20 protein-coding genes are annotated in these 19,067 nt (G+C 36.9%); 9 read left to right on the top strand and 11 right to left on the bottom strand.

From position 1 onward, the window contains the following. Positions 1-102: 102 nt before the first annotated feature. Positions 103-675, bottom strand: coding sequence for a YceI family protein (locus tag EA772_RS09000; RefSeq protein WP_124912610.1), 573 nt, complete (start codon positions 673-675; stop codon positions 103-105). A gap of 363 nt (positions 676-1,038) precedes the next feature. On the opposite strand from EA772_RS09000, the gene EA772_RS08995 reads away from it, so the two are divergent. Further along, the gene (locus EA772_RS08995; RefSeq protein WP_124912608.1) at positions 1,039-1,401 is read left to right on the top strand and encodes a VOC family protein; all 363 of its coding nucleotides are present in this window, start codon (positions 1,039-1,041) and stop codon (positions 1,399-1,401) included. Positions 1,402-1,494: 93 nt separating this feature from the next. Here EA772_RS08995 and EA772_RS08990 read toward each other — a convergent pair whose 3' ends face one another. Both EA772_RS08990 and gcvP read right to left on the bottom strand, forming a co-directional pair. After that, a complete protein-coding gene (locus EA772_RS08990; protein WP_124912606.1) occupies positions 1,495-2,142 on the bottom strand; it encodes a hypothetical protein in 648 nt (215 codons plus the stop codon). A 223-nt stretch (positions 2,143-2,365) separates the two neighbouring features. Further along, a complete protein-coding gene (gene gcvP / locus EA772_RS08985; protein WP_124912604.1) occupies positions 2,366-5,242 on the bottom strand; it encodes an aminomethyl-transferring glycine dehydrogenase in 2,877 nt (958 codons plus the stop codon). A gap of 439 nt (positions 5,243-5,681) precedes the next feature. On the opposite strand from gcvP, the gene EA772_RS08980 reads away from it, so the two are divergent. Next, positions 5,682-6,530: a hypothetical protein gene (locus EA772_RS08980; protein ID WP_124912602.1), complete on the top strand. Its 849-nt coding sequence runs from the start codon at positions 5,682-5,684 to the stop codon at positions 6,528-6,530. Positions 6,531-6,534: 4 nt separating this feature from the next. Here the strand turns inward: EA772_RS08980 and EA772_RS08975 are convergent, their stop codons facing one another. The 3 genes from EA772_RS08975 to EA772_RS08965 form a co-directional block, all read right to left on the bottom strand. Beyond that, entirely contained in the window at positions 6,535-7,098 is a 564-nt protein-coding gene (locus EA772_RS08975; RefSeq protein ID WP_116170327.1) for a hypothetical protein, read from the bottom strand. A gap of 112 nt (positions 7,099-7,210) precedes the next feature. Next, positions 7,211-8,107 carry a DMT family transporter gene (locus EA772_RS08970; RefSeq protein WP_124912600.1) on the bottom strand — a complete coding sequence of 299 codons (897 nt, stop codon included), beginning with the start codon at positions 8,105-8,107 and terminating at the stop codon, positions 7,211-7,213. Positions 8,108-8,221: 114 nt separating this feature from the next. Next, complete coding sequence (locus tag EA772_RS08965; RefSeq protein WP_124912598.1) at positions 8,222-8,938, bottom strand: pyridoxine 5'-phosphate synthase; 717 nt, start codon at positions 8,936-8,938, stop codon at positions 8,222-8,224. Positions 8,939-9,022: 84 nt separating this feature from the next. Here EA772_RS08965 and EA772_RS08960 point away from each other — a divergent pair, with 84 nt between their 5' ends. Beyond that, positions 9,023-10,663, top strand: a complete 1,641-nt coding sequence (locus tag EA772_RS08960) for a glycosyltransferase family 39 protein (protein WP_124912596.1) — start codon at positions 9,023-9,025, stop codon at positions 10,661-10,663. A 1-nt stretch (position 10,664) separates the two neighbouring features. Then, positions 10,665-11,045 (top strand): GtrA family protein, encoded by a 381-nt coding sequence (locus EA772_RS08955; protein ID WP_124912594.1) that lies wholly within the window; start codon positions 10,665-10,667, stop codon positions 11,043-11,045. Between the two features lie 210 nt (positions 11,046-11,255). Here the strand turns inward: EA772_RS08955 and EA772_RS08950 are convergent, their stop codons facing one another. The 5 genes from EA772_RS08950 to EA772_RS08930 all read right to left on the bottom strand — a co-directional run bounded on the left by EA772_RS08950 (position 11,256) and on the right by EA772_RS08930 (position 15,389). Continuing rightward, on the bottom strand, positions 11,256-11,477 hold the full coding sequence (locus EA772_RS08950; protein ID WP_116170331.1) for a VF530 family DNA-binding protein: 222 nt from the start codon (positions 11,475-11,477) through the stop codon (positions 11,256-11,258). Between the two features lie 26 nt (positions 11,478-11,503). Then, complete coding sequence (locus EA772_RS08945; protein WP_124912592.1) at positions 11,504-12,160, bottom strand: class I SAM-dependent methyltransferase; 657 nt, start codon at positions 12,158-12,160, stop codon at positions 11,504-11,506. A gap of 5 nt (positions 12,161-12,165) precedes the next feature. Beyond that, positions 12,166-14,139 carry a M1 family metallopeptidase gene (locus EA772_RS08940; protein ID WP_124912590.1) on the bottom strand — a complete coding sequence of 658 codons (1,974 nt, stop codon included), beginning with the start codon at positions 14,137-14,139 and terminating at the stop codon, positions 12,166-12,168. A gap of 92 nt (positions 14,140-14,231) precedes the next feature. Beyond that, positions 14,232-14,972 (bottom strand): hypothetical protein, encoded by a 741-nt coding sequence (locus tag EA772_RS08935; RefSeq protein ID WP_010602133.1) that lies wholly within the window; start codon positions 14,970-14,972, stop codon positions 14,232-14,234. A 69-nt stretch (positions 14,973-15,041) separates the two neighbouring features. Beyond that, positions 15,042-15,389: a Spx/MgsR family RNA polymerase-binding regulatory protein gene (locus EA772_RS08930; protein ID WP_124912588.1), complete on the bottom strand. Its 348-nt coding sequence runs from the start codon at positions 15,387-15,389 to the stop codon at positions 15,042-15,044. Between the two features lie 270 nt (positions 15,390-15,659). Between EA772_RS08930 and EA772_RS08925 the strand changes: the two genes are divergently transcribed. The 5 genes from EA772_RS08925 to ytxJ all read left to right on the top strand — a co-directional run bounded on the left by EA772_RS08925 (position 15,660) and on the right by ytxJ (position 19,044). Then, a complete protein-coding gene (locus EA772_RS08925) occupies positions 15,660-17,198 on the top strand; it encodes a sensor histidine kinase (RefSeq protein WP_124912586.1) in 1,539 nt (512 codons plus the stop codon). Between the two features lie 28 nt (positions 17,199-17,226). After that, positions 17,227-17,901, top strand: a complete 675-nt coding sequence (locus tag EA772_RS08920) for a LytTR family DNA-binding domain-containing protein (RefSeq protein ID WP_010602130.1) — start codon at positions 17,227-17,229, stop codon at positions 17,899-17,901. A 61-nt stretch (positions 17,902-17,962) separates the two neighbouring features. Beyond that, positions 17,963-18,454 carry a 6,7-dimethyl-8-ribityllumazine synthase gene (ribH, locus tag EA772_RS08915; RefSeq protein ID WP_124912584.1) on the top strand — a complete coding sequence of 164 codons (492 nt, stop codon included), beginning with the start codon at positions 17,963-17,965 and terminating at the stop codon, positions 18,452-18,454. Positions 18,455-18,505: 51 nt separating this feature from the next. Next, on the top strand, positions 18,506-18,628 hold the full coding sequence (locus tag EA772_RS22365; RefSeq protein ID WP_255352363.1) for a hypothetical protein: 123 nt from the start codon (positions 18,506-18,508) through the stop codon (positions 18,626-18,628). An 83-nt stretch (positions 18,629-18,711) separates the two neighbouring features. Further along, a complete protein-coding gene (ytxJ, locus tag EA772_RS08910; RefSeq protein ID WP_010602127.1) occupies positions 18,712-19,044 on the top strand; it encodes a bacillithiol system redox-active protein YtxJ in 333 nt (110 codons plus the stop codon). The last annotated feature ends 23 nt before the right edge of the window (positions 19,045-19,067 follow it).

The following is a 19,067-nucleotide window of genomic DNA, read 5'->3' as shown; positions in this document are numbered from 1 at the left end:
TTATATCGCGTAAATGAGGTTGCTTCGTTCCTCGCAATAACGTTTTACAAAAAAAGGTCCCGATTTGCATCGAGACCTTTCCCTTTTCCGAGACAGGAATAATTATTTTTTAGCTACTAATTTCACACCAATTTCGAAGTTATCATCAATTGCTTTGTCGCCAATGCTATCGAAGAAAGATTTCGAACCGTAACGGATATCGTATTTAGTTCTATCAACTAAAATTTTACCAGCTAAAGCTGAAACTGTACCATCTGAATTTACAGTGATTGTTGCAGGGAAAGTTACAGGTTTAGTAATTCCTTTAATGGTTAAATTACCAGTTACGTTTGTACCAGCAACTTTAGTAATTACGAATGTTGCGGTTGGGAATTTAGCTGTACCAAAGAAATCGTCTGCTTTTAAGTGTCCTTCTAATTTAGCGCTACCATCAGCATCTTTAATTGAGTTCATATCGATAGTGAAAGTACCACCTGTTACTTTTTTACCATCAACATTTAACGTTCCTGATTGTAAAGAGATTGTTCCGTTATGAGAACCGGTTACTTTTTTACCAATCCAAGTGATGGTTGATTTTGCTACATCTACAGTGTAAGCAACTGGTTTAATAGTTGTAAAAGCTGATAAAGACACAACTGCAACTAATAAAAAAATTGAAGAGATTTTTAATTTCATTTTTTGGTTTTTTAAAATTTGATACAAAGATATGTTTAAGATAGTTCGGTTGCTATTGATGTATGTTAAGTTTTTCAAATAAGCCGATTTATTTTATAAGCATCCTATTGACAGAAAAATATTGCAGAGGTTTAATCTGCATCTTATAAAATGATTTGAAAAGCAGTTGCTGAGCTGTAGTTAATGTCAGTCGGGCTTTTCAATAAATCTTTTTTGGGTTTGTAACTGCTTAACCCATAGAAGCACTGCAACAAAAAAGGATATCATTTCAATCCCGTTTAGCTAAAAAGTTGGTGCTACTATTTTGGGTGGCAAAATGTTTAGCCTTTATTTTTATATTCGTTTACTCAAAAAAAGCATGTTATGAACCACCACGCAAAATCTATCCGTCCGTTTATTGGAGCCAGGGACTTTGAAATCTCAAGAAAATTCTACCGTGATTTAGGTTTCGAAGAAGTAACATTGGGCGAAAGCATGTCGGTTTTTAAAACTGGCGATATGGCTTTCTACCTGCAAAATGCATACGTTAAAGATTGGGTAGATAACACCATGATTTTTATGGAAGTGGATGATGTAGAACGGTTTTACAATGCTTTGTCAGCACTTGATTTACCTGGCAAATATGAAAACGTGAGGTTAACCCCCATCAGACATGAAAGCTGGGGCAGCGAATGTTTCCTGCACGATCCTTCAGGAATTTTGTGGCATTTTGGAGCTTTTTATTAGATAAATCTTGCTTTAATTAATTTCCAAATCTGTAGAAGAGTATTTTTTTATCAATTGCAGGTTTTTGCTATTTCTGTAACCTGGCAAGAACAATCAATTTTTTAAATTAACCGTAACCGTTTTTCCGTCACTTTTCACTTCTACAAAAGCTTCTAAAAAATCATTGAAACCATTACTGTAAGCTTGCTGTTTGTAATAATCAATGTTTCCATAAGCAGTATACCCTGTTCCGGCATATTCTTTTGTATTATAATTAAGTGAGTAATCTACGCTTGTCCACAAATAATATTTACCTGGCTTCATGTTAGGAAAAGTAAATTCGCCTGAAGTATTGGTTATCGCTTCCAAGCGTAATCTAATTGCCTTATCCTCCATAAATATATATTTATTCTTTTTCGGATTATTTAGATTTTTATCCTTCCAGAGTTTATAATAATCTTCAAAATAAGGTGTTACCGGAAATAATCGTACCGTAACCTTTGCAGCTAAAATTTTTCTTGGGGGATTATTTGCCCCATAAGTACTTTTGGGGCGGGTAAAAGCCACACCAGTTATGGTCCCGTTTCCTTCGGTTAAAGCGGCCCGGGTTTGTACAGAATCGAATTTAACAGTAGGATAAGTGATAATTTCACTAGCTTTTCTTTTAATAGCATCCTTTTCAGCCTTTTCTGGCTCCACATATTGGGCATTTGAAGCATAAAAGCCTAGCATCAATAGCGATACAAAAATCAATTTTTTCATACTCAATGTTTGGTTTCTACATTGCGTAATACAAAACCGATACCATTTAAAAAATTGAACTTTTCTACAAAAAAAAATCTGCAAGTTTTATGAATTCATTTTCATAAAACTTGCAGATGATTTATCTAATGAGATTGCCACGTCGGCTGAAAAAGCCTCCTCGCAATGACGGACTCGGCTTTGGAAAGGAAAACCTTAAACGTTAAACCCTAAACCCTAATTCTTAAGGAACGATTTCTTCCAAATAACTTTCAACCGGTGGGCAAGCGCAAATTAACGACCTGTCGCCATGGCTATCATTTACACGACCAACTGATGGCCAGAACTTACGTTCCAGTACATATGGCAGTGGGAATGCTGCAGTTTGACGGCTATAAGCATGCTCCCAATCATTTGCTGTAATTACCGCAACGGTGTGAGGTGCATTTTTCAATGGGTTATCAACCTTATCAAAAGTTAAATTTTCTACCTGGTCTATTTCTTTTTTAATTGCGATCAAGGCATCACAGAAACGGTCTAATTCATGTTTAGGCTCAGATTCTGTTGGCTCAACCATTAAAGTACCAGCAACAGGGAATGAAACCGTAGGTGCGTGGAAACCATAATCCATTAAACGTTTTGCAATGTCAGTAACTTCGATTCCGAAAGCTTTGAAAGAACGGCAATCTAAAATCATCTCGTGTGCACAACGACCTTGAGCGCCAGAATAAAGCACCGGATAGTGTTGCTCTAAACGAGCTTTCATATAATTTGCGTTTAAAATCGCATATTTTGTAGCATTGGTTAATCCTTCAGCACCCATCATGGCGATGTAAGCGTGAGAGATAATCAAAATTGAAGCTGAACCCCAAGGCGCTGAAGAAACTGCAGAAATTGATTTTCCTTTGTCGATATCTACCACCGCGTGACCAGGAAGATAAGGAACCAGGTGTTTTGCCACACCGATTGGACCCATACCCGGACCACCACCACCGTGAGGAATACAGAATGTTTTGTGTAAGTTTAAGTGACAAACATCGGCACCGATATTAGCCGGGCTAGTTAAACCAACTTGTGCGTTCATATTTGCACCATCCATGTAAACTTGTCCACCATTAGCGTGAATCGTTTCACAGATTTCAACAATGCTTTCTTCGAATACACCATGCGTTGATGGATAAGTAACCATCAAACACGATAAATTATCTTTATGTAATTCTGCTTTTGCTTTTAAATCTTCAACATCGATATTACCGTTTTCTAAAGATTTTACAACAACGATTTTCATATCGGCCATTGCTGCAGAAGCAGGATTTGTACCGTGAGCAGAAGCAGGAATTAATGCTACATTACGGTGGAAATCGCCTCTATCATGATGATAGGCACGAATAACCATCAAACCAGCATATTCACCTTGCGCACCAGCATTTGGCTGTAAACTCATTGCAGCAAAACCAGTAATTTCGCTTAACCATTTATCAAGTTCGTTAAAAACTGAATAATAACCTAATACCTGATCGGCTGGTGCAAATGGGTGTATGCGACCAAAATGAGACCAGGTTACCGGAATCATTTCTGCCGTAGCATTTAACTTCATGGTGCAACTTCCCAAAGCAATCATCGAATGGCAAAGTGATAAATCTTTTGCCTCTAATGATTTAATGTAACGCAACATTTCATGCTCTGAATGGTGCGAATTAAAAATTGGGTGTGTTAAATATGCAGAAGTACGTTGTAGAGCTGATGGAATTACGGTTTCTACGTTTTCTACCACTTCAACTTGATCTGCCGCAACTGCTTTAACTTTCGCAAAGATTTTCGCAATTAGCGCAATATCTTCAAAAGTGGTTGTTTCATCAATTGAAATTGTAGCAACGTTACCCACATAATTTAAATTGATTTCGTTATCTAAACAACCCGAGTGAATGCCGCCTTTTAAATCGCCTAAATCGAAACGAATGGTATCAAAATAAGCTGAGTTTAATTGCTCGTAACCTAACCCTTTAAGTGTTGAAGCTAAGCTTACCGCCAAACCATGTGTACGTTCTGCAATGGCTTTCAATCCTTTCGGACCATGATAAGCCGCATAAAAACCAGCCATAATAGCCAATAATGCTTGCGCAGTACAAATATTCGAAGTTGCTTTATCTCTACGGATGTGTTGCTCGCGGGTTTGCAAAGCCATACGTAAAGCGTAATCGCCGTGGCTATCGATGGTTACACCGATAATACGACCTGGGATTGAGCGTTTATATTCTTCTTTAGTTGCAAAAAATGCAGCATGAGGACCACCAAAACCCATCGGAATACCGAAACGTTGTGTGGTACCTACAACAATATCAGCACCCCACTCGCCTGGAGGCGTTAATAAGGTTAAGCTTAAAATATCAGCCGCAACTGTTAATTTAATATTTTGATTGTGTAATTCTGAAGCAAAGTTTTTATAATCGAAAACCTCGCCGTTACCTGCCGGGTATTGAACAATTGCACCGAAAAAATCTTCAGTAGCCACGAAATCTAAATGATTGCCGATTACCAATTCAATACCGTAAGGATTAGCACGGGTTTTTAAAATATCGATCGTTTGAGGAAAAACTAATTCTGAAACGAAATATTTTTTTGCCGCCTGATTTTTACGCGTACTGTATTGCATAAACATCGCCTCAGCCGCAGCTGTACCTTCATCTAAAAGAGATGCATTTGCAATTTCCATCCCGGTTAAATCGATAACCATCGTTTGGAAATTTAACAAAGCCTGCAAACGACCTTGCGCAATCTCAGCCTGATATGGCGTGTATTGTGTGTACCATCCTGGATTTTCGAAAACGTTACGTAAAATTACACCTGGCGTAATCGTATCATAATAACCCTGACCGATAAAGCTTTTGAAAACTTTATTTAACAACGAAGTTTGTTTTAAAGCGCCAAGATATTCAGTTTCTGATTTCGCTGCAGGCAAGTTTAAAGGTTGTTTTAACCTGATTGCCGTAGGAACAGTTTGTTCAATTAGCTCATCAATAGAATTTACGCCAACAGTTTGCAACATTTCAGCGGTATCTGCCTCATTTGGTGCAATATGACGATTTTGAAAATCTTCCTTGTAATGGATATTTAAGCTCATGCGGGTATGAATAATAAATTTGCTGCAAAGGTAGCAAAAACAGTGTTGTATTTTGCTATGTACCAGTGTAAAAAAGGTGTCTTATTTATGCTTAAAAGCGACTAAAATAGTAGATTTTGCAAATGAAAATTAAAGCAAACGTTTCCTCAATTTTAATGGAATAACTGATTATTTGGAAAGCAATGCTTTAACTAAAATTAAAGTTCGTTCCCGCCATTCGCTACAATCTTTTTGTTATTTTCTGTGATGCTGAGGCACAAAGCATCTGTTTCATTGGTTACAAATGCTTCGTACCTCAGCATCACCGTTTATTCAGTGTTTGCTGCAAACAAAAAGTATTTACGCTGCTGTCGGGTTTAGAAATTTAAACCTATGCTCAAATAAAGGTGTAAACCCTCCATAGTTTTATATCTTTGAAACTTTAATCTTAAACGCTCACATGCCAAAATCAAATCATAAGGTTGCGCTCTTAGTTCATGCCTGCGACCGTTACGAATTTCTTTACAAAGGTTTTGACTATGCATTTTCCAAAAACTGGGATTTTGACATTCCCTGTAATTACTATTTCGCAACGGAAGTGAAGGATGCAAACATTAAAGGCTTTAGAAACATTAAATCAGGCAAGGGCGAATGGGCAGATAGACTTGCAACCTTACTTAGAAGTATAAAAGAAGAATATGTGCTCTACTTCCAGGAAGATATGTGGCTTAGTAAGCCTGTAAATTCAGATTTATTTAAAGAATTATTTGATTTCGCCCATAAAAATAATACGATGCAAATAAAACTCCATAGTTCTGAAGTGTATACAACCAAACAAACTGATCATTTTATTGAGGGTTTTAATGTTTCAGAGCTAGACAATAATGCATCTCACTTTTTAATGTCGCACCAAATTACCCTTTGGAACAAAGATTTTCTACTGGCTCAACTCTATAAAAAAGAACATCCGTGGCGCAACGAGCGAAAAGGTACTAAACGATTAAAAAAACTCAACCCACTTATTCATCATATCGATTATTTTGCAGAAAACCAAGCAGCTGAGATCAACTCAAATCAGAACCCGATAAAAAGGAGTGAATATTATGCAGTTTCCCTTAACAGCATGCTTAATTTCAATGCTGTTCGTTTTATAGATGAACTGAAATCCGGTAGTTTACCTGAAAAAGAGTACGCAGCAGAACTACAAAATCATTACGACAATAATTTAACACACGACGGGAACCCTAAGCCTAAGAAAGTAGACTTGTTTAAAAAACTTAAAAACTGGTTTTTAAATACGAAGAAATAAGAAACTACTTCTGCACTTTCCAACCTTCTTCCTTATCTAACTTTAATTTATAAGTTTTTGTAATGAAGTTGCTGTTTTTACTGGCGTCCTTATCAAAAGGCTCAAAATCGGTGGTAACCATTTTTAATGATACTGTAACCTTGGCAGTACTCGAGTTCACTTGTTCAAAATCAACAGGCTTTTCATCAGATAGAACATAAGTTACTGTTTTTACAGTTGCTCTATCATTGTCTTGTTTCAATACCAACGGACTTGCTTTATCCGTTAAGGTAATTTGATAAACGAAACTACTATCTTTAGAAAGGAATTTCTTTTTAGCCTCTTTTAAACTTAAAGTAACCAATCCTTTTGTCGCTAAAGATTTGTATTTTCCTAGCTCAAACATATCGTTTGTGCTGTTAAATTTTATTTCACCAAAATTAAAGCGAGTGGTTTTATATTCTGGGTTAGCTTTTAAATAATCTGTAATTACTTCTCCAGCTTCATCCTGGTTAATAGTGGTTTTGGTTTTACATCCGGCGAAGCCGATAATTAGAAAAGATAAAATATAAAGGATATGTTTTTTCATGTTTATAATATTTGCTTTTTAAAGGTATTTATTTTTTTAATAAGTCTGAGGTTGGCAATTAGAAAGTTAGAAGATTTAATAAAAAATGAAGCAACGACGTCATCCTAAACCTTTACCTTCCACCTTTCCTCAAGTACTTCAGATTTGGCAACACCATTGCCGATAAAATCACACAAACACCCATCCATCTCAAAAACGAAACCTGCTCTTGTAAAACGAACCCAGCCATCATCACCGCAACAGGCAATTCAGCGGCACTTAAAATGGAACTCAAAGCTGTCCCGATTTTTGGTACACCTTCTGCATAAAATAGCGGAGGGATTACGGTGCCAAAAATGGCAATAATTAATCCCCATTTTAACAAGCTACCACTTAAAGCACCGTTATATAAAAACACAGGCGGAAAAAGAATAAAAATCAAAATGCATGCTCCCGTAATCATTAATGCGCTTTTTTGCAGCGCTGGGTATTCATTTCCGATTTTTCCACTCAACATTAAAAAGCCAGCGTAAGAAATTGCTGCTAATAAGCCAAATCCAATACCCTTTAAACTGAGGCTCGAAATTGAAGCCTCAACCATTCCGCTGGCTAAAATGGTTCCAGCTAAAACCAAAAGAATGGCTAAAAATTGTAATCCTGTAGGTTTCTTTTTGTAGATGATAAATTCTAACAAAATACTTATCCAGATAAACTGCATCAGTAAAATAATTGCCACCGAATTTGGAACAAGTTTTACGCATTGGTAATAAAATATCGAAACTAAACCCGTACACGTTCCAGCCAAAACCATTTTCCACCGAGGGGTAATTAGCTTAATTTCTTTGGCTTTGTAACTGGAAGTGCGGCTTTGAAAGAAAAATAAAACCCAAAGTATTACAGCACCAAAAAATGCTTGCGCACCAGTAACATCACCCAAAGTGTAGCCATCGTGATAGGCCAATTTTACAAAAGTGGAAAGAATGCCGAAACTGCAGGCACCAAAAAAAACAAGGAGAATTCCCTTTAACATGTTAATTTTTTATCGACAAGGTCATTGCGAGGCAAGAAGTAATCTTTTTGCCTGAGAGATTGCTTCGTGCCTCGCAATGACGATCGTATTTTTTAAAGTCTTTCAACTTCAAACTCATGAAAGTTGTTGTAAATATTTTTGAATGGTGGTTTCCAAACCCAGATAAAGTGCATCGCTGATTAAAGCATGACCTATAGAAACTTCGAGTAAACCTGGAATACTTTGAGCAAAGTAATGCAGGTTGTGCAAATCTAAATCATGCCCAGCGTTAATGCCTAACCCGAGTTTATTTGCGTGATGTGCCGCAGCAATATAATTCACAATCGCCTTTTCACGATCGCCGAAATAGTTGTGAGCGTAAGCTTCAGTATATAATTCTATTCTATCTGTTCCAGTTTCTGCAGCACCTTCTACCATTTCCACAACCGGATCTACGAAAACAGAAACGCGAATACCTTCTTCTTGAAAAACAGCAACCATTTCCTTTAAATAATCTTTGTGTTTAATGGTATCCCAACCATGATTGGAAGTAATTTGACCTTCAGCATCCGGAACCAATGTTACCTGAGCAGGTTTATTGGCCAATACCAAATCCACAAATTTATCTTCACGGCAATTACCTTCAATATTAAACTCAGTAGCAATGACGGCTTTTAAATCATAAACATCCTGATAACGAATATGGCGTTCATCCGGTCGAGGATGGACGGTAATTCCCTGCGCTCCGAAACGTTCACAATCTAACGCAACTTTAACTAAATCAGGATTATTACCACCACGGCTGTTACGAAGTGTTGCAATTTTATTGATGTTTACCGATAACTTTGTCATGTAGCAAAGATAATGCTTTGCCCTTGTTAATCTTAAGCTCTAAATAAATTTGACTTTTTTTTGCTCATATTTGTCCAAATCATCATGAATTTAAAGGATACAACATTCTATAAAGTTTTAATTGCGTTACTTGTATTTGTAAGCAGCTTCGCCCTTTTTAGTGGAGTTATGGAGCCAGATGGAGCACTTTACGCTTCGATGGCAAAAAACATCATCATTTTCGAAGATTGGTTTAACCTTTATGGTCGTGGAGCAGATTGGCTGGATAAACCACATTTAACTTTTTGGATCGCCGCCGCCTTTTTTAAACTTTTCGGCATCTCTGCCTTCGCTTATAAATTACCAAATTTCCTGTTTGGCCTTTTGGGTGCATGGTATCTTTATAAACTAGCAAAAGATATTTATAATGAAAAAACCGGATTAATTAGTGCTGTAATTTTTCTTAGCGCATTACATATCGGCACCTCTACTTTCGATGTACGAGCAGAAATCTACATCACCACCTTTACGCTGGCATCAATTTATCATTATTACAAAGCTCACAATCAATCATTCTGGCATATTGTTGCTGGTTCATTTTTCGCGGCTTGCGCAATTTTAGTAAAAGGAATTTTTGTGCTCATCCCTGTATTTGCAGGTTTCATCATCTATTGGTTATTTACCAAGCAATACAAACAGCTGTGGCAACCAAAATGGTGGATAGCAATCGTGTTGATTTTTGTTTTCATTACTCCAGAGCTTTACTCCCTTTATACACAATTTGATTTACACCCTGAAAAAGTTGTTTTTAACCGAACGGGGGTATCTGGATTAAAATTCTTTTTCTGGGACAGTCAATTCGGGCGCTTTTTTAACAATGGCCCAATAAAAGGCAAGGGGGATATCTCTTTCTTTCTACATACCACACTATGGGCATTTTTGCCTTGGTCGGTATTGTTGTACGCAGCGGTGATAAATCTTTTCAAAAAGAAAAATCGGGTTAGTTTAGCTCCAGAAAGTATTATGATTTGGGCGAGTGCTACGGTTACGTTTTTAATCTTCTCCTTATCAAAATTTCAGCTGCCACATTACATTTTAATTATTTTTCCGCAGTTTTCTATAATCACAGCGCTGTACTTACAAAAACTCGAAATAAAAGGCTTAAAAGCATTTCTAATGGTGCAGAATATTATTTACGCTTTGGTTATGCTTATACTTTCTGCATTAGCTTATTTCTTTGGCTTTAACAGTTATGTATTGGCAATTATCATTTTAGCGAGCCTTTTTCTTTTTGCATTTTGGTTTTTCAAGGGAACTAAAACTGAAACCATCATTGGCCGTAGTGTATTTCTATCTGTTGGACTCATGATATATCTTTTTGTATTTTTCTATCCGGCAGCATTGAAATATCAATCGGGCAGTGAAGCCGGAACATGGCTAAAGCAAAACTACCCAACTGCGAAACCAGCGGTTTTAAATTATATTGATGCTTTTTCATTTGATTTTTACGCTCCCGGGGAAGTTAAATATTTATGGAATTACGATGATTTAAATCAATACAAAAGCACAAAAGATTTAGTTGTTTATGTTTCAGAAACTGAATTATCAAAATTAAAAACGTTGTACAACGTTAAAGTATTGAATTCTTTTGAATACTTTCATATCTCTAAATTGACGCCGAAGTTTTTAAATAAAAACACCAGAAACCAGGTATTAGAACATTTTTATTTGGTTAAAGTAGAATAGCATGGATTTATTCTTCCGCATTATAAAATTTGGATTGACAGGTTTGCTGGGCATGGCGATAGATTTCGGTGCTACCTGGCTTTTTAAAGAAAAGATAAAAGTAAATAAATACCTCGCCAACGCCATTGGATTTACATTGGCGGTAACCAACAATTATTTAATCAACAGAATCTGGACTTTTCAAAGCACCAATGCCCATTGGGGAACAGAATTTAGCAAATTTTTAGTCGTTAGTTTAATTGGGCTTGGCTTAAATACATTCATTATTTATCTGTTTCATCAGAGAAAAAACGGAACCAACTTTTACGTTGCTAAATTTTTTGCGATTGTGATTGTATTTGTTTGGAATTTTCTAGCGAATATGCTGTTTACCTTTAAGTAACATTCTTCCCTATAAAATAAAATACCACTAACCAGATTAATCCTTTAATCAGGAAGAATAAAAAACCGATTAAGCCCACTCGCTTAAACCATAATTTTACTTTTTCTTTATTCATGGTGTTGCTCGTAAAGATAAATCTTTTAAGCTAAATTAGAAAGATTTTAAATAAGCTTTTTAATGATCAAACCTGAAGGTAGGGCAATGCAAATTTTATTTATGGAAGGTATCCAGAAATAAATCTTCTACTTTTTTGCGAGCCCAGGGCATTCTTCTCAAAAAATTTAAACTCGATTTAATGCTCTGATTGTTATTAAAGCAATCGATGCGAATCAACGTACCAAGTTTTTCCCAGCCGTAATGAGCCTGCAAATCCGTTACAATTTTTTCAAGCGTGATTCCGTGAAGTGGATTGTTTTTTTGCTGATCGGCCATGGCGCAAAGTTAAAGAAATTATAAAACTATTGAGGATTAAATTGGGCCAGCCAAACCGTAGCGTTTCCACATGCTGCATCATTCACAGTATGATTTATGATTTCAAATTGATGGTGCTGCAAGAGTAGCCGATATTCATCAGAATCCAATGAAGCATGAAAAAGTTTTTCACCACCATTTAAGCCCCAGGCCTCACCCCTTTCGCTGCCAGATGTAAATAAGAGCATCCCGCCAGGAACGAGATAATTAGCGAATATTTCAAACATTTTGGGTTGATCAATAGCCGGCAAATGGAAAAAGCTATGCCAGGCTATAATGGCATCAAACTTATTTCCAATTTGCAGCTTTCGCATATCCTGCAATAAAAAAGTTTCTGCCGGAAAGTTTTGTTTAGCCAAATCAAGCATTTTTTCACTTGCATCTACGCCTACTACTTGAAATCCTGATTGTAGCAAATATCCCATGATGGGCTTTCCATTTCCGCAACCCAGATCTAGAATTGTTGCCTGGTTTGGAAGAAGTAATTGAAGCCGATCTATGTAAGGCTTTTCAATCAGTTGACCGGGTCTGTTGCTGGCAAACCATTCAGCAATTTTATCATAACTTTTATATACATTTTCCTTTTCGCTCATCACATTCAGAAAAAAAGCCCTTAGATTTTCATCCAAGGGCTTTAAAATCATAATTATTATTTTCCTGCTGTCCAGGTATTGTTATCAGGATTAGAATCTGGTAACACTTTATTTGGATCGAGCGTTACCGCAACAACTTCTTCTGTTGTAGGGAAGCGAACTACCCATGAAGTATTTTTCATCCAAACATCAACTGGTACTTTAACGATCTCTTTTTTACCACTTGCAGTTTCTACCTGAAGAATAATTGGCATTGGCATTTTTTCGAGATTATTAACACGAATGGTATAGCCCACTAGTTTATTATCTTGCTTTACAGCTTCAACATTTCCAATTCCCTGATCCATTTTCCAATTGTTCAGGAACCAGCTTCTCCAAAACCAGGCTAAATCTTCACCTGCGGCATTTTCCATCGAACGGAAGAAATCGAAAGGTGTTGGGTGCTTATACGCCCAGTTCTTGATGTATTCACGGAAAGCATAATCAAAACGATCCTCACCTAAAATTTGATTTCTCAAAATGTTTAGTCCCCATCCTGGTTTAGCATACAAATTAACACCAATATTGCCTTCGATCATTCCATCAGGCATTTGCATGATGTTTTCAAATTTAGGGTTACCAATTACTTGTTTGCCGATGGCATTTAAATTAGCAGGGCGTTCGGCATATTCGCCGTTATTAAAGTTCTTAGATGAAATGCCGTTGATAAATGTATTAAATCCTTCATCCATCCATCCGTATTTACGCTCATTTGAACCAACAATCATTGGGAACCAGGTATGGCCGAACTCATGATCGATAACACCCCAAGCGTTACCTTTGGTTGCTTTCCATCCACAGAAAACGATACCTGGATACTCCATACCACCAATATTTGTTGCAATGTTTACCGCCATTGGATAAGGATATTCAAACCACTGTTTTGAATAATGTTCGATGGTTGATTTAACATATTCTACTCCACGGCCATAAGAATCAACGCCATTACTTTCTACAGGTTGTGCTGAAACGGCTAGGCCTTTTTTACCGCTAGGTAAATTGTAACGGGCAGCATCTAAAACAAAAGCTTTTGAAGAAGCCCAGGCAGCATCGCGGGCGTTCACAATTTTGTATTTCCAGGTTAATTTATCTTTTGCCGGACGAGATTTTGGATCAGTAACTTCTGCTTCTGTACGAATATGAACAGTGGCATCGCTGGTTTTGGCAGCGTTCCATCTTTTCAATTGTTCAGCTGTAAAAACTTCCTGAGGATTTAATAATTCTCCTGATGCCATTAAGATGTGGCTTGCAGGAGCAGTTAAGGCCATGGTAATATCACCATACTCGCAATAGAATTCTCCACCTCCCCAGTAAGGTAAGGTATTCCAACCAATTACATCATCGTAAACGCACATGCGTGGAAACCACTGTGCAATGGCATAAATTTCGCCATTTTTCGTTGTTAGATGGCCTGTTCGGTCCGATCCTTCTTTTGGTACGATGTAAGAGTAATCAATTTTAATGGTTACCACATCACCATTTGCAGCCATTGGTTGATCAAGGCGAATTTGCATCCTTGTATCTTCAACAATAGATTTGAATTTTACTGCTGCTGATTTTTGCGATACGCTAACATTCTGAATTTTATAACCTGCATCAAACGTTTCCCCTTGTGCGCCATAACGGCTGCGGGCTGGGGTAATCTGCTTCCCTCTTGAATCGTTTTTAAAAGTATTTTGGTCCAATTGCAACCATAAATAAGGTAACTTATCCGGACTGTTATTTTTATAAGTGATGGTAACCGATCCGGTAACCAGGCTTTTCGTGTCGTCTAAGCTGGCGGTGATATTATAGTCAACACGGTTTTGCCAATATTTAGGACCTGGAATACCCATTGCTGAACGAAATTCGTTTCCGTTCTGCGTATAAAATAATGGCCCGAAAGCCTCGGCCGGGCTGTAGTTTGTGGTTGGTGCAGTTTGTTGAGCATTTGCTGAGAAAACAAAGGCACAGCCCACATAACACAACGCAATTAGTTTATTAATTTTCATGTGAATAAGTTGTAATACAGGCGTAAAGATAAAAAATAAGCACATATGACGCCATATGTGCTTATAATGTTACTTTTTAAAACTGAATATTTCTAATTCACCTTTAACTTCGGTAAATCTTGAAGTTTACGCTGCTGCGGTGTTAACTTTTGCCATGCTGCATAAGCCTGTGATATATGATAGTTGTATCGAAAAGGTCTTTCACTTTTTACAGCTTCAATTGATGGCCTGTAAATAATCATGAAATTTTTTAATTCTTCTCCCTGTAATTTAGTTAGGTCGGTAATTGCTTTCTCACTAAAGCTGGCATCAATTTCCTCCTGATACATTTCCTTTTCCTCTAAATCGGCCTCTTTTCGTTGTTGTCTCTTATACTTTCCGTAACCCAAATTCAGATTTAAACCGCCAACCTTATCCTTCATCCTCTTCCGCCCTAAATTACCTCCCGTATTTAATAAGGTATATTTCTCAGCCAAAGGATCTTTTGCATCAGTAACCTGGCTATTCATACGCACAGCTCGTACGTCAACGTCGGCCAGGCTGGTTGATTTTACAGGAAGATAAATGCTTCTATTCAGCAAGCTGGTTAAGTATAAGGTATCGGTATGGTAACCTACCGCCGAGAATTCAATTAAATCTCCTACACTGGCAGGGATGGTATATTTACCGGTGCTAGTGGTAGTGGTTACCTTTTTGCTGTTTAAATTCCGAACAGAAACACCAGGAAGGGTAACTGATTTTTTATTGTAATCGAACACCACACCAGTGGTAACGGTTTGTGCCAAGGCACCAAAAGGCAGTGCAAGTAAGAGGAAAACGATCAGCTTATACATATATCAAAAGTAACTTAGTAAAACATTTCAAAGCTGCATTTAACAAACTTTAACATTACAACAAACGGATTAAGCAAGTGTTTGCGCATATCGTTCCTCATCGAAAGAAATTAGAATTGCTTTCCCATCCTTTTCGATCACTGGACGCTTGATAGCACTGGTATTTTCAATCAGATAAGCTATCGCTTTATCCTGGGTATCAATTGCCATTTGCTCATCTTTAGATAATTTTTTCCAGGTTAAGCCTTTTCTATTGAGTACTGTTTCCCAACCAAAAATATTGCACCACTCAGCCAACTTTTCTGTTGTGATGCCTTTCTTTTTGAAATCGTGAAACTCGAAATCAATTTGATGTGATTTAAGCCAATCAATAGATTTTTTTACTGTATTGCAGTTTGGTATGCCGTATACGATCATGGAAGTTATAAATTTTATGTGGTAAGTCAATTTACCGGAGCGAAGTTAATAAAGAGTTGTAAGTTTTACATGATAGTTATAAGTTCAGTTTATACGACTTAAGGTGATAAAAGAGTTAGGTTTTACGTGATTAGTTTTACTTTCAAAACTTATAACCTAAAACTTACAACCTACAACCCAACTGTTCATCACATTTTTTAAATCATCCATCACATTTTAAAAATCGAAACGGTAAGTCTAAGTAACATTGTAGTATAAACAAATACCAACATGATTATTCTCTCTGGCGAAGAAACCGCACCGAAAACGAAAAACATCAATCAACTGGAGTTTTGGATTTCCACTACACTTTACATTTTGGCCATCATAGGCATTTGCACTTCCACAAGTTATGGAACAGGAAATGCTTACCGTTTTATAGATAATCATATTGAATATAGCAGGCTGATTAATTTTTTTCTTCCTGAAACTTTTAAAGTAAGTCTGCTCTATATCAGTTTCTTGCTCATTAACTTCTGTTTTATGCCTCACCTGGCGAAAAAGAACAATGTTTTGCTAAACGTTATTCTTACCGTTCTTATTACCGGGTTTTCAATTGTAGCCTGGATGGTGGCAAATACTTATGCGCAAGCTGATCGTTTGGTAGAGGAAAATGATATTCACCACGGCTATGATATTTTGTTTGGTGAAGCTTTTACCTATATTTTCTTGCTTTATTTGCTGTTTAATATCTATGCCTATTTTAGCGAAAAAGGGATGGTCTTGTTAGAAAAGGTTCCTTTCTTAAAGCAATATAACAGCAGCATTATTCACGAAATTTTTACTTCGATAAAAATCTGGCTCATTACGCTAATGGTTTTCGCAGTTGTTTTTTCGCCTACCCGCGACTATGAGTTTGTGGTGATCTGGTTAATTGCGCCTCCTGTAAATATTATTTTTACTTTTTTCTCTATCTATTACATCATTCCAAATCTCCGTAAAACAAATAAGGGCTTTGGACGATACTTTTGGGGAAATGTTGCCCTTGCGATTATGATTTGCCTGCTGTTACTGCTGTTATTGGTTGGCTTTATGCGAAACGGCCCAGCAATTCCGATAGCGTTAATACTCACCTCAATTTGCATGGTTTGTGTAGCCACCCCTTTCGCCTGGTACATCTATAAAAACAAGTTTGAAAAGCAGACCGAAATTCAGATGCTTAAAACAGAATTAGGAAAATCGGATGCAAATTTGAATTTTCTGAAATCGCAAATTAACCCTCATTTTTTATTTAATGCCTTAAATACACTATTTGGCACTGCTTTACAGGAAAACGCCGAACGAACCGGTGAAGGTATTCAGAAACTGGGTGATATGATGCGTTTCATGCTTCACGAAAATACGCAGGATAAAATTTCGCTCACCAGAGAAGTTGAATACCTCAATAATTATATTGATTTGCAAAAACTCAGAACATCACGTTCAGCTGACATCAGAATTGATTCTCATATAGAAGAACAACTGAACAATTTGCAGATTACCCCAATGCTACTAATTCCATTTATTGAAAATGCTTTTAAACATGGAATCAGTTTGCAACAACCTTCTTATATTAAAATGACGCTGCAAACTAAAGAAGCAACCTTATTCTTTGACGTAAGCAACAGCATCTACATCAAAGCAGATAACGATCCGGAAAAACTGAAAAGTGGCATTGGTTTGGAAAATGTGAAACAGCGCCTGGCTTTGCTTTACCCTGGCAAACATGAATTGATTATCCGCGAAAGTGCCAACGAGTTCTTTGTGCATTTAACCTTGCAGTTGGGATAATCAATTTGTAATATTGCCACAAAAAACTATGATTGCCATTGCTATAGATGATGAACCGATTGCACTCGAGATTATTAAATCTCATGCGTCAAAAGTTCCGTTTGTAGAATTGAATGAAATATTCACCGATGCCTTTGCAGCAATTGGTTATTTGCAGCACAACAAAGTTGATTTAATTTTTCTCGACATTAAAATGCCTGACATCAGTGGCATAGATTTTTTGAAAAGCTTAAGCAACCCACCAATGGTTGTTTTTACCACTGCCTATACGGAACACGCCGTACAAAGTTTTGAACTTGATGCTGTTGATTATTTGTTAAAACCTTTTTCGCTTTCACGCTTTCTGAAAGCCTGCAATAAGGCCCATGAATTGTACAATCTTCGAAACCAGAAGCAGGAAGCTAAAACTGATTTCATTTTTGTTAAAGATGGTTATGAACAAATTAAGGTTGAATTAAACGAAATCATGTATGTGGAAGCATCAGGAAATTATACTCAAATTCAGTTGAAGGATAAACTGGTGAGCACAAGAATTACAATTAACGACCTTGCAGAACTTTTGCCCAGAACAGATTTCATTCGCTGTCATCGTGCGTTCATTGTGCCGAAAAATAAAATATCCAAATTCGACCGCAGCCAAATTTGGATAGGTGAAAAAATCATCCCGATCGGCGCTACCTATAATGGAATTCAGCTAACATAAACTTACAACATTTAAACATTTAGCACTTTCAACATTAATCGCTTAGCATTATCTTTGCCGCATGTCAACACAACTAAAAAATCTATCAGACTTCTCTCATACCACTGTTCCAAGCGGAGCGAATTACAAATTTGGAATTATTGTAGCAGAATGGAATGCTGAAATTACTGGTGCTTTGTATAATGGCGCATTGAAAACATTGCTTGAAAATGGTGTGGCTGAAGAAAACATCGTATCCTTACCTGTACCTGGAAGTTTTGAATTAACCGGTGGGGCGGAGATTCTATTGAGCAAGAGAACTGATATTGATGCGGTAATTTGTTTAGGATGTGTAATTCAGGGCGATACCAAACATTTCGATTTTATCTGCGATGCAGTAGCCCAGGGCATTACTAATGTTGGCATTAAATATAGTAAACCTGTTATTTTCGGAGTGTTAACCACAAACAACTTAGAGCAGGCACAAGATCGTGCCGGTGGCAAACACGGTAACAAAGGAGATGAAGCGGCAATTACAGCAATAAAAATGGCCGATTTTTCAGCAAATATTTAAAATTGCGTTTTAATAAAAATTTGTACCTTAGTGGTTTAATCCTCCAATCTAATGAAAAAAGTTGCCATCTTATTATTGGCGGTGTTCTGCACCATTACCATATTAGAATCATGTTCTTCTAAACTTTGCCCGGCTTATAGCTCTTATCCTGAAGGCAAACGCAGAAGAAACTAGTTTTCGATTATCAGATTTTTCATTTTTAGGTCATTTGCAGAACTTTATTTAACTGCAAGTGTTAGCCTATAAAACCATATTTTATGACCTGGGTTAACTTAACTTCAATAGATCAGCTTAATGAGATTAAATCTGCAAGCGGATACAGCCTCATTTTTAAGCACAGTACGCGTTGCTCCATCAGTTCGATGGCAAAAAGAAACTTTGAATTTAGCTGGGATGTTATTCCTGAAGATACGAAATTATATTTCCTTGATTTAATTGCTTACCGCGAGATATCAACTGAGGTTGCTCATTTATTTCAAGTGACACATCAATCGCCACAAATTTTATTAATTAAAGATGGTGATTGCGTTTTGGAAGCATCGCATAGCGATATTTCTGCAGAAGAAGTAGCTGAAGTAATCGCAGCTTAACTGAATCAAAGTCTTCTAAAAAA

Source organism: Pedobacter sp. G11 (assembly GCF_003860265.1).
Taxonomy (GTDB): domain Bacteria; phylum Bacteroidota; class Bacteroidia; order Sphingobacteriales; family Sphingobacteriaceae; genus Pedobacter; species Pedobacter agri.
This window is presented reverse-complemented; position numbering and strand designations above follow the sequence as displayed.

What these genes read in the sequence shown, in the direction of transcription:
- EA772_RS09000 (WP_124912610.1), bottom strand. Translation starts at nt 675, where the DNA reads ATGAAATTAAAAATCTCTTCAATTTTTTTATTAGTTGCAGTTGTGTCT.
- EA772_RS08995 (WP_124912608.1), top strand. Translation starts at nt 1,039, where the DNA reads ATGAACCACCACGCAAAATCTATCCGTCCGTTTATTGGAGCCAGGGAC.
- EA772_RS08990 (WP_124912606.1), bottom strand. Translation starts at nt 2,142, where the DNA reads ATGAAAAAATTGATTTTTGTATCGCTATTGATGCTAGGCTTTTATGCT.
- gcvP (WP_124912604.1), bottom strand. Translation starts at nt 5,242, where the DNA reads ATGAGCTTAAATATCCATTACAAGGAAGATTTTCAAAATCGTCATATT.
- EA772_RS08980 (WP_124912602.1), top strand. Translation starts at nt 5,682, where the DNA reads ATGCCAAAATCAAATCATAAGGTTGCGCTCTTAGTTCATGCCTGCGAC.
- EA772_RS08975 (WP_116170327.1), bottom strand. Translation starts at nt 7,098, where the DNA reads ATGAAAAAACATATCCTTTATATTTTATCTTTTCTAATTATCGGCTTC.
- EA772_RS08970 (WP_124912600.1), bottom strand. Translation starts at nt 8,107, where the DNA reads ATGTTAAAGGGAATTCTCCTTGTTTTTTTTGGTGCCTGCAGTTTCGGC.
- EA772_RS08965 (WP_124912598.1), bottom strand. Translation starts at nt 8,938, where the DNA reads ATGACAAAGTTATCGGTAAACATCAATAAAATTGCAACACTTCGTAAC.
- EA772_RS08960 (WP_124912596.1), top strand. Translation starts at nt 9,023, where the DNA reads ATGAATTTAAAGGATACAACATTCTATAAAGTTTTAATTGCGTTACTT.
- EA772_RS08955 (WP_124912594.1), top strand. Translation starts at nt 10,665, where the DNA reads ATGGATTTATTCTTCCGCATTATAAAATTTGGATTGACAGGTTTGCTG.
- EA772_RS08950 (WP_116170331.1), bottom strand. Translation starts at nt 11,477, where the DNA reads ATGGCCGATCAGCAAAAAAACAATCCACTTCACGGAATCACGCTTGAA.
- EA772_RS08945 (WP_124912592.1), bottom strand. Translation starts at nt 12,160, where the DNA reads ATGATTTTAAAGCCCTTGGATGAAAATCTAAGGGCTTTTTTTCTGAAT.
- EA772_RS08940 (WP_124912590.1), bottom strand. Translation starts at nt 14,139, where the DNA reads ATGAAAATTAATAAACTAATTGCGTTGTGTTATGTGGGCTGTGCCTTT.
- EA772_RS08935 (WP_010602133.1), bottom strand. Translation starts at nt 14,972, where the DNA reads ATGTATAAGCTGATCGTTTTCCTCTTACTTGCACTGCCTTTTGGTGCC.
- EA772_RS08930 (WP_124912588.1), bottom strand. Translation starts at nt 15,389, where the DNA reads ATGATCGTATACGGCATACCAAACTGCAATACAGTAAAAAAATCTATT.
- EA772_RS08925 (WP_124912586.1), top strand. Translation starts at nt 15,660, where the DNA reads ATGATTATTCTCTCTGGCGAAGAAACCGCACCGAAAACGAAAAACATC.
- EA772_RS08920 (WP_010602130.1), top strand. Translation starts at nt 17,227, where the DNA reads ATGATTGCCATTGCTATAGATGATGAACCGATTGCACTCGAGATTATT.
- ribH (WP_124912584.1), top strand. Translation starts at nt 17,963, where the DNA reads ATGTCAACACAACTAAAAAATCTATCAGACTTCTCTCATACCACTGTT.
- EA772_RS22365 (WP_255352363.1), top strand. Translation starts at nt 18,506, where the DNA reads ATGAAAAAAGTTGCCATCTTATTATTGGCGGTGTTCTGCACCATTACC.
- ytxJ (WP_010602127.1), top strand. Translation starts at nt 18,712, where the DNA reads ATGACCTGGGTTAACTTAACTTCAATAGATCAGCTTAATGAGATTAAA.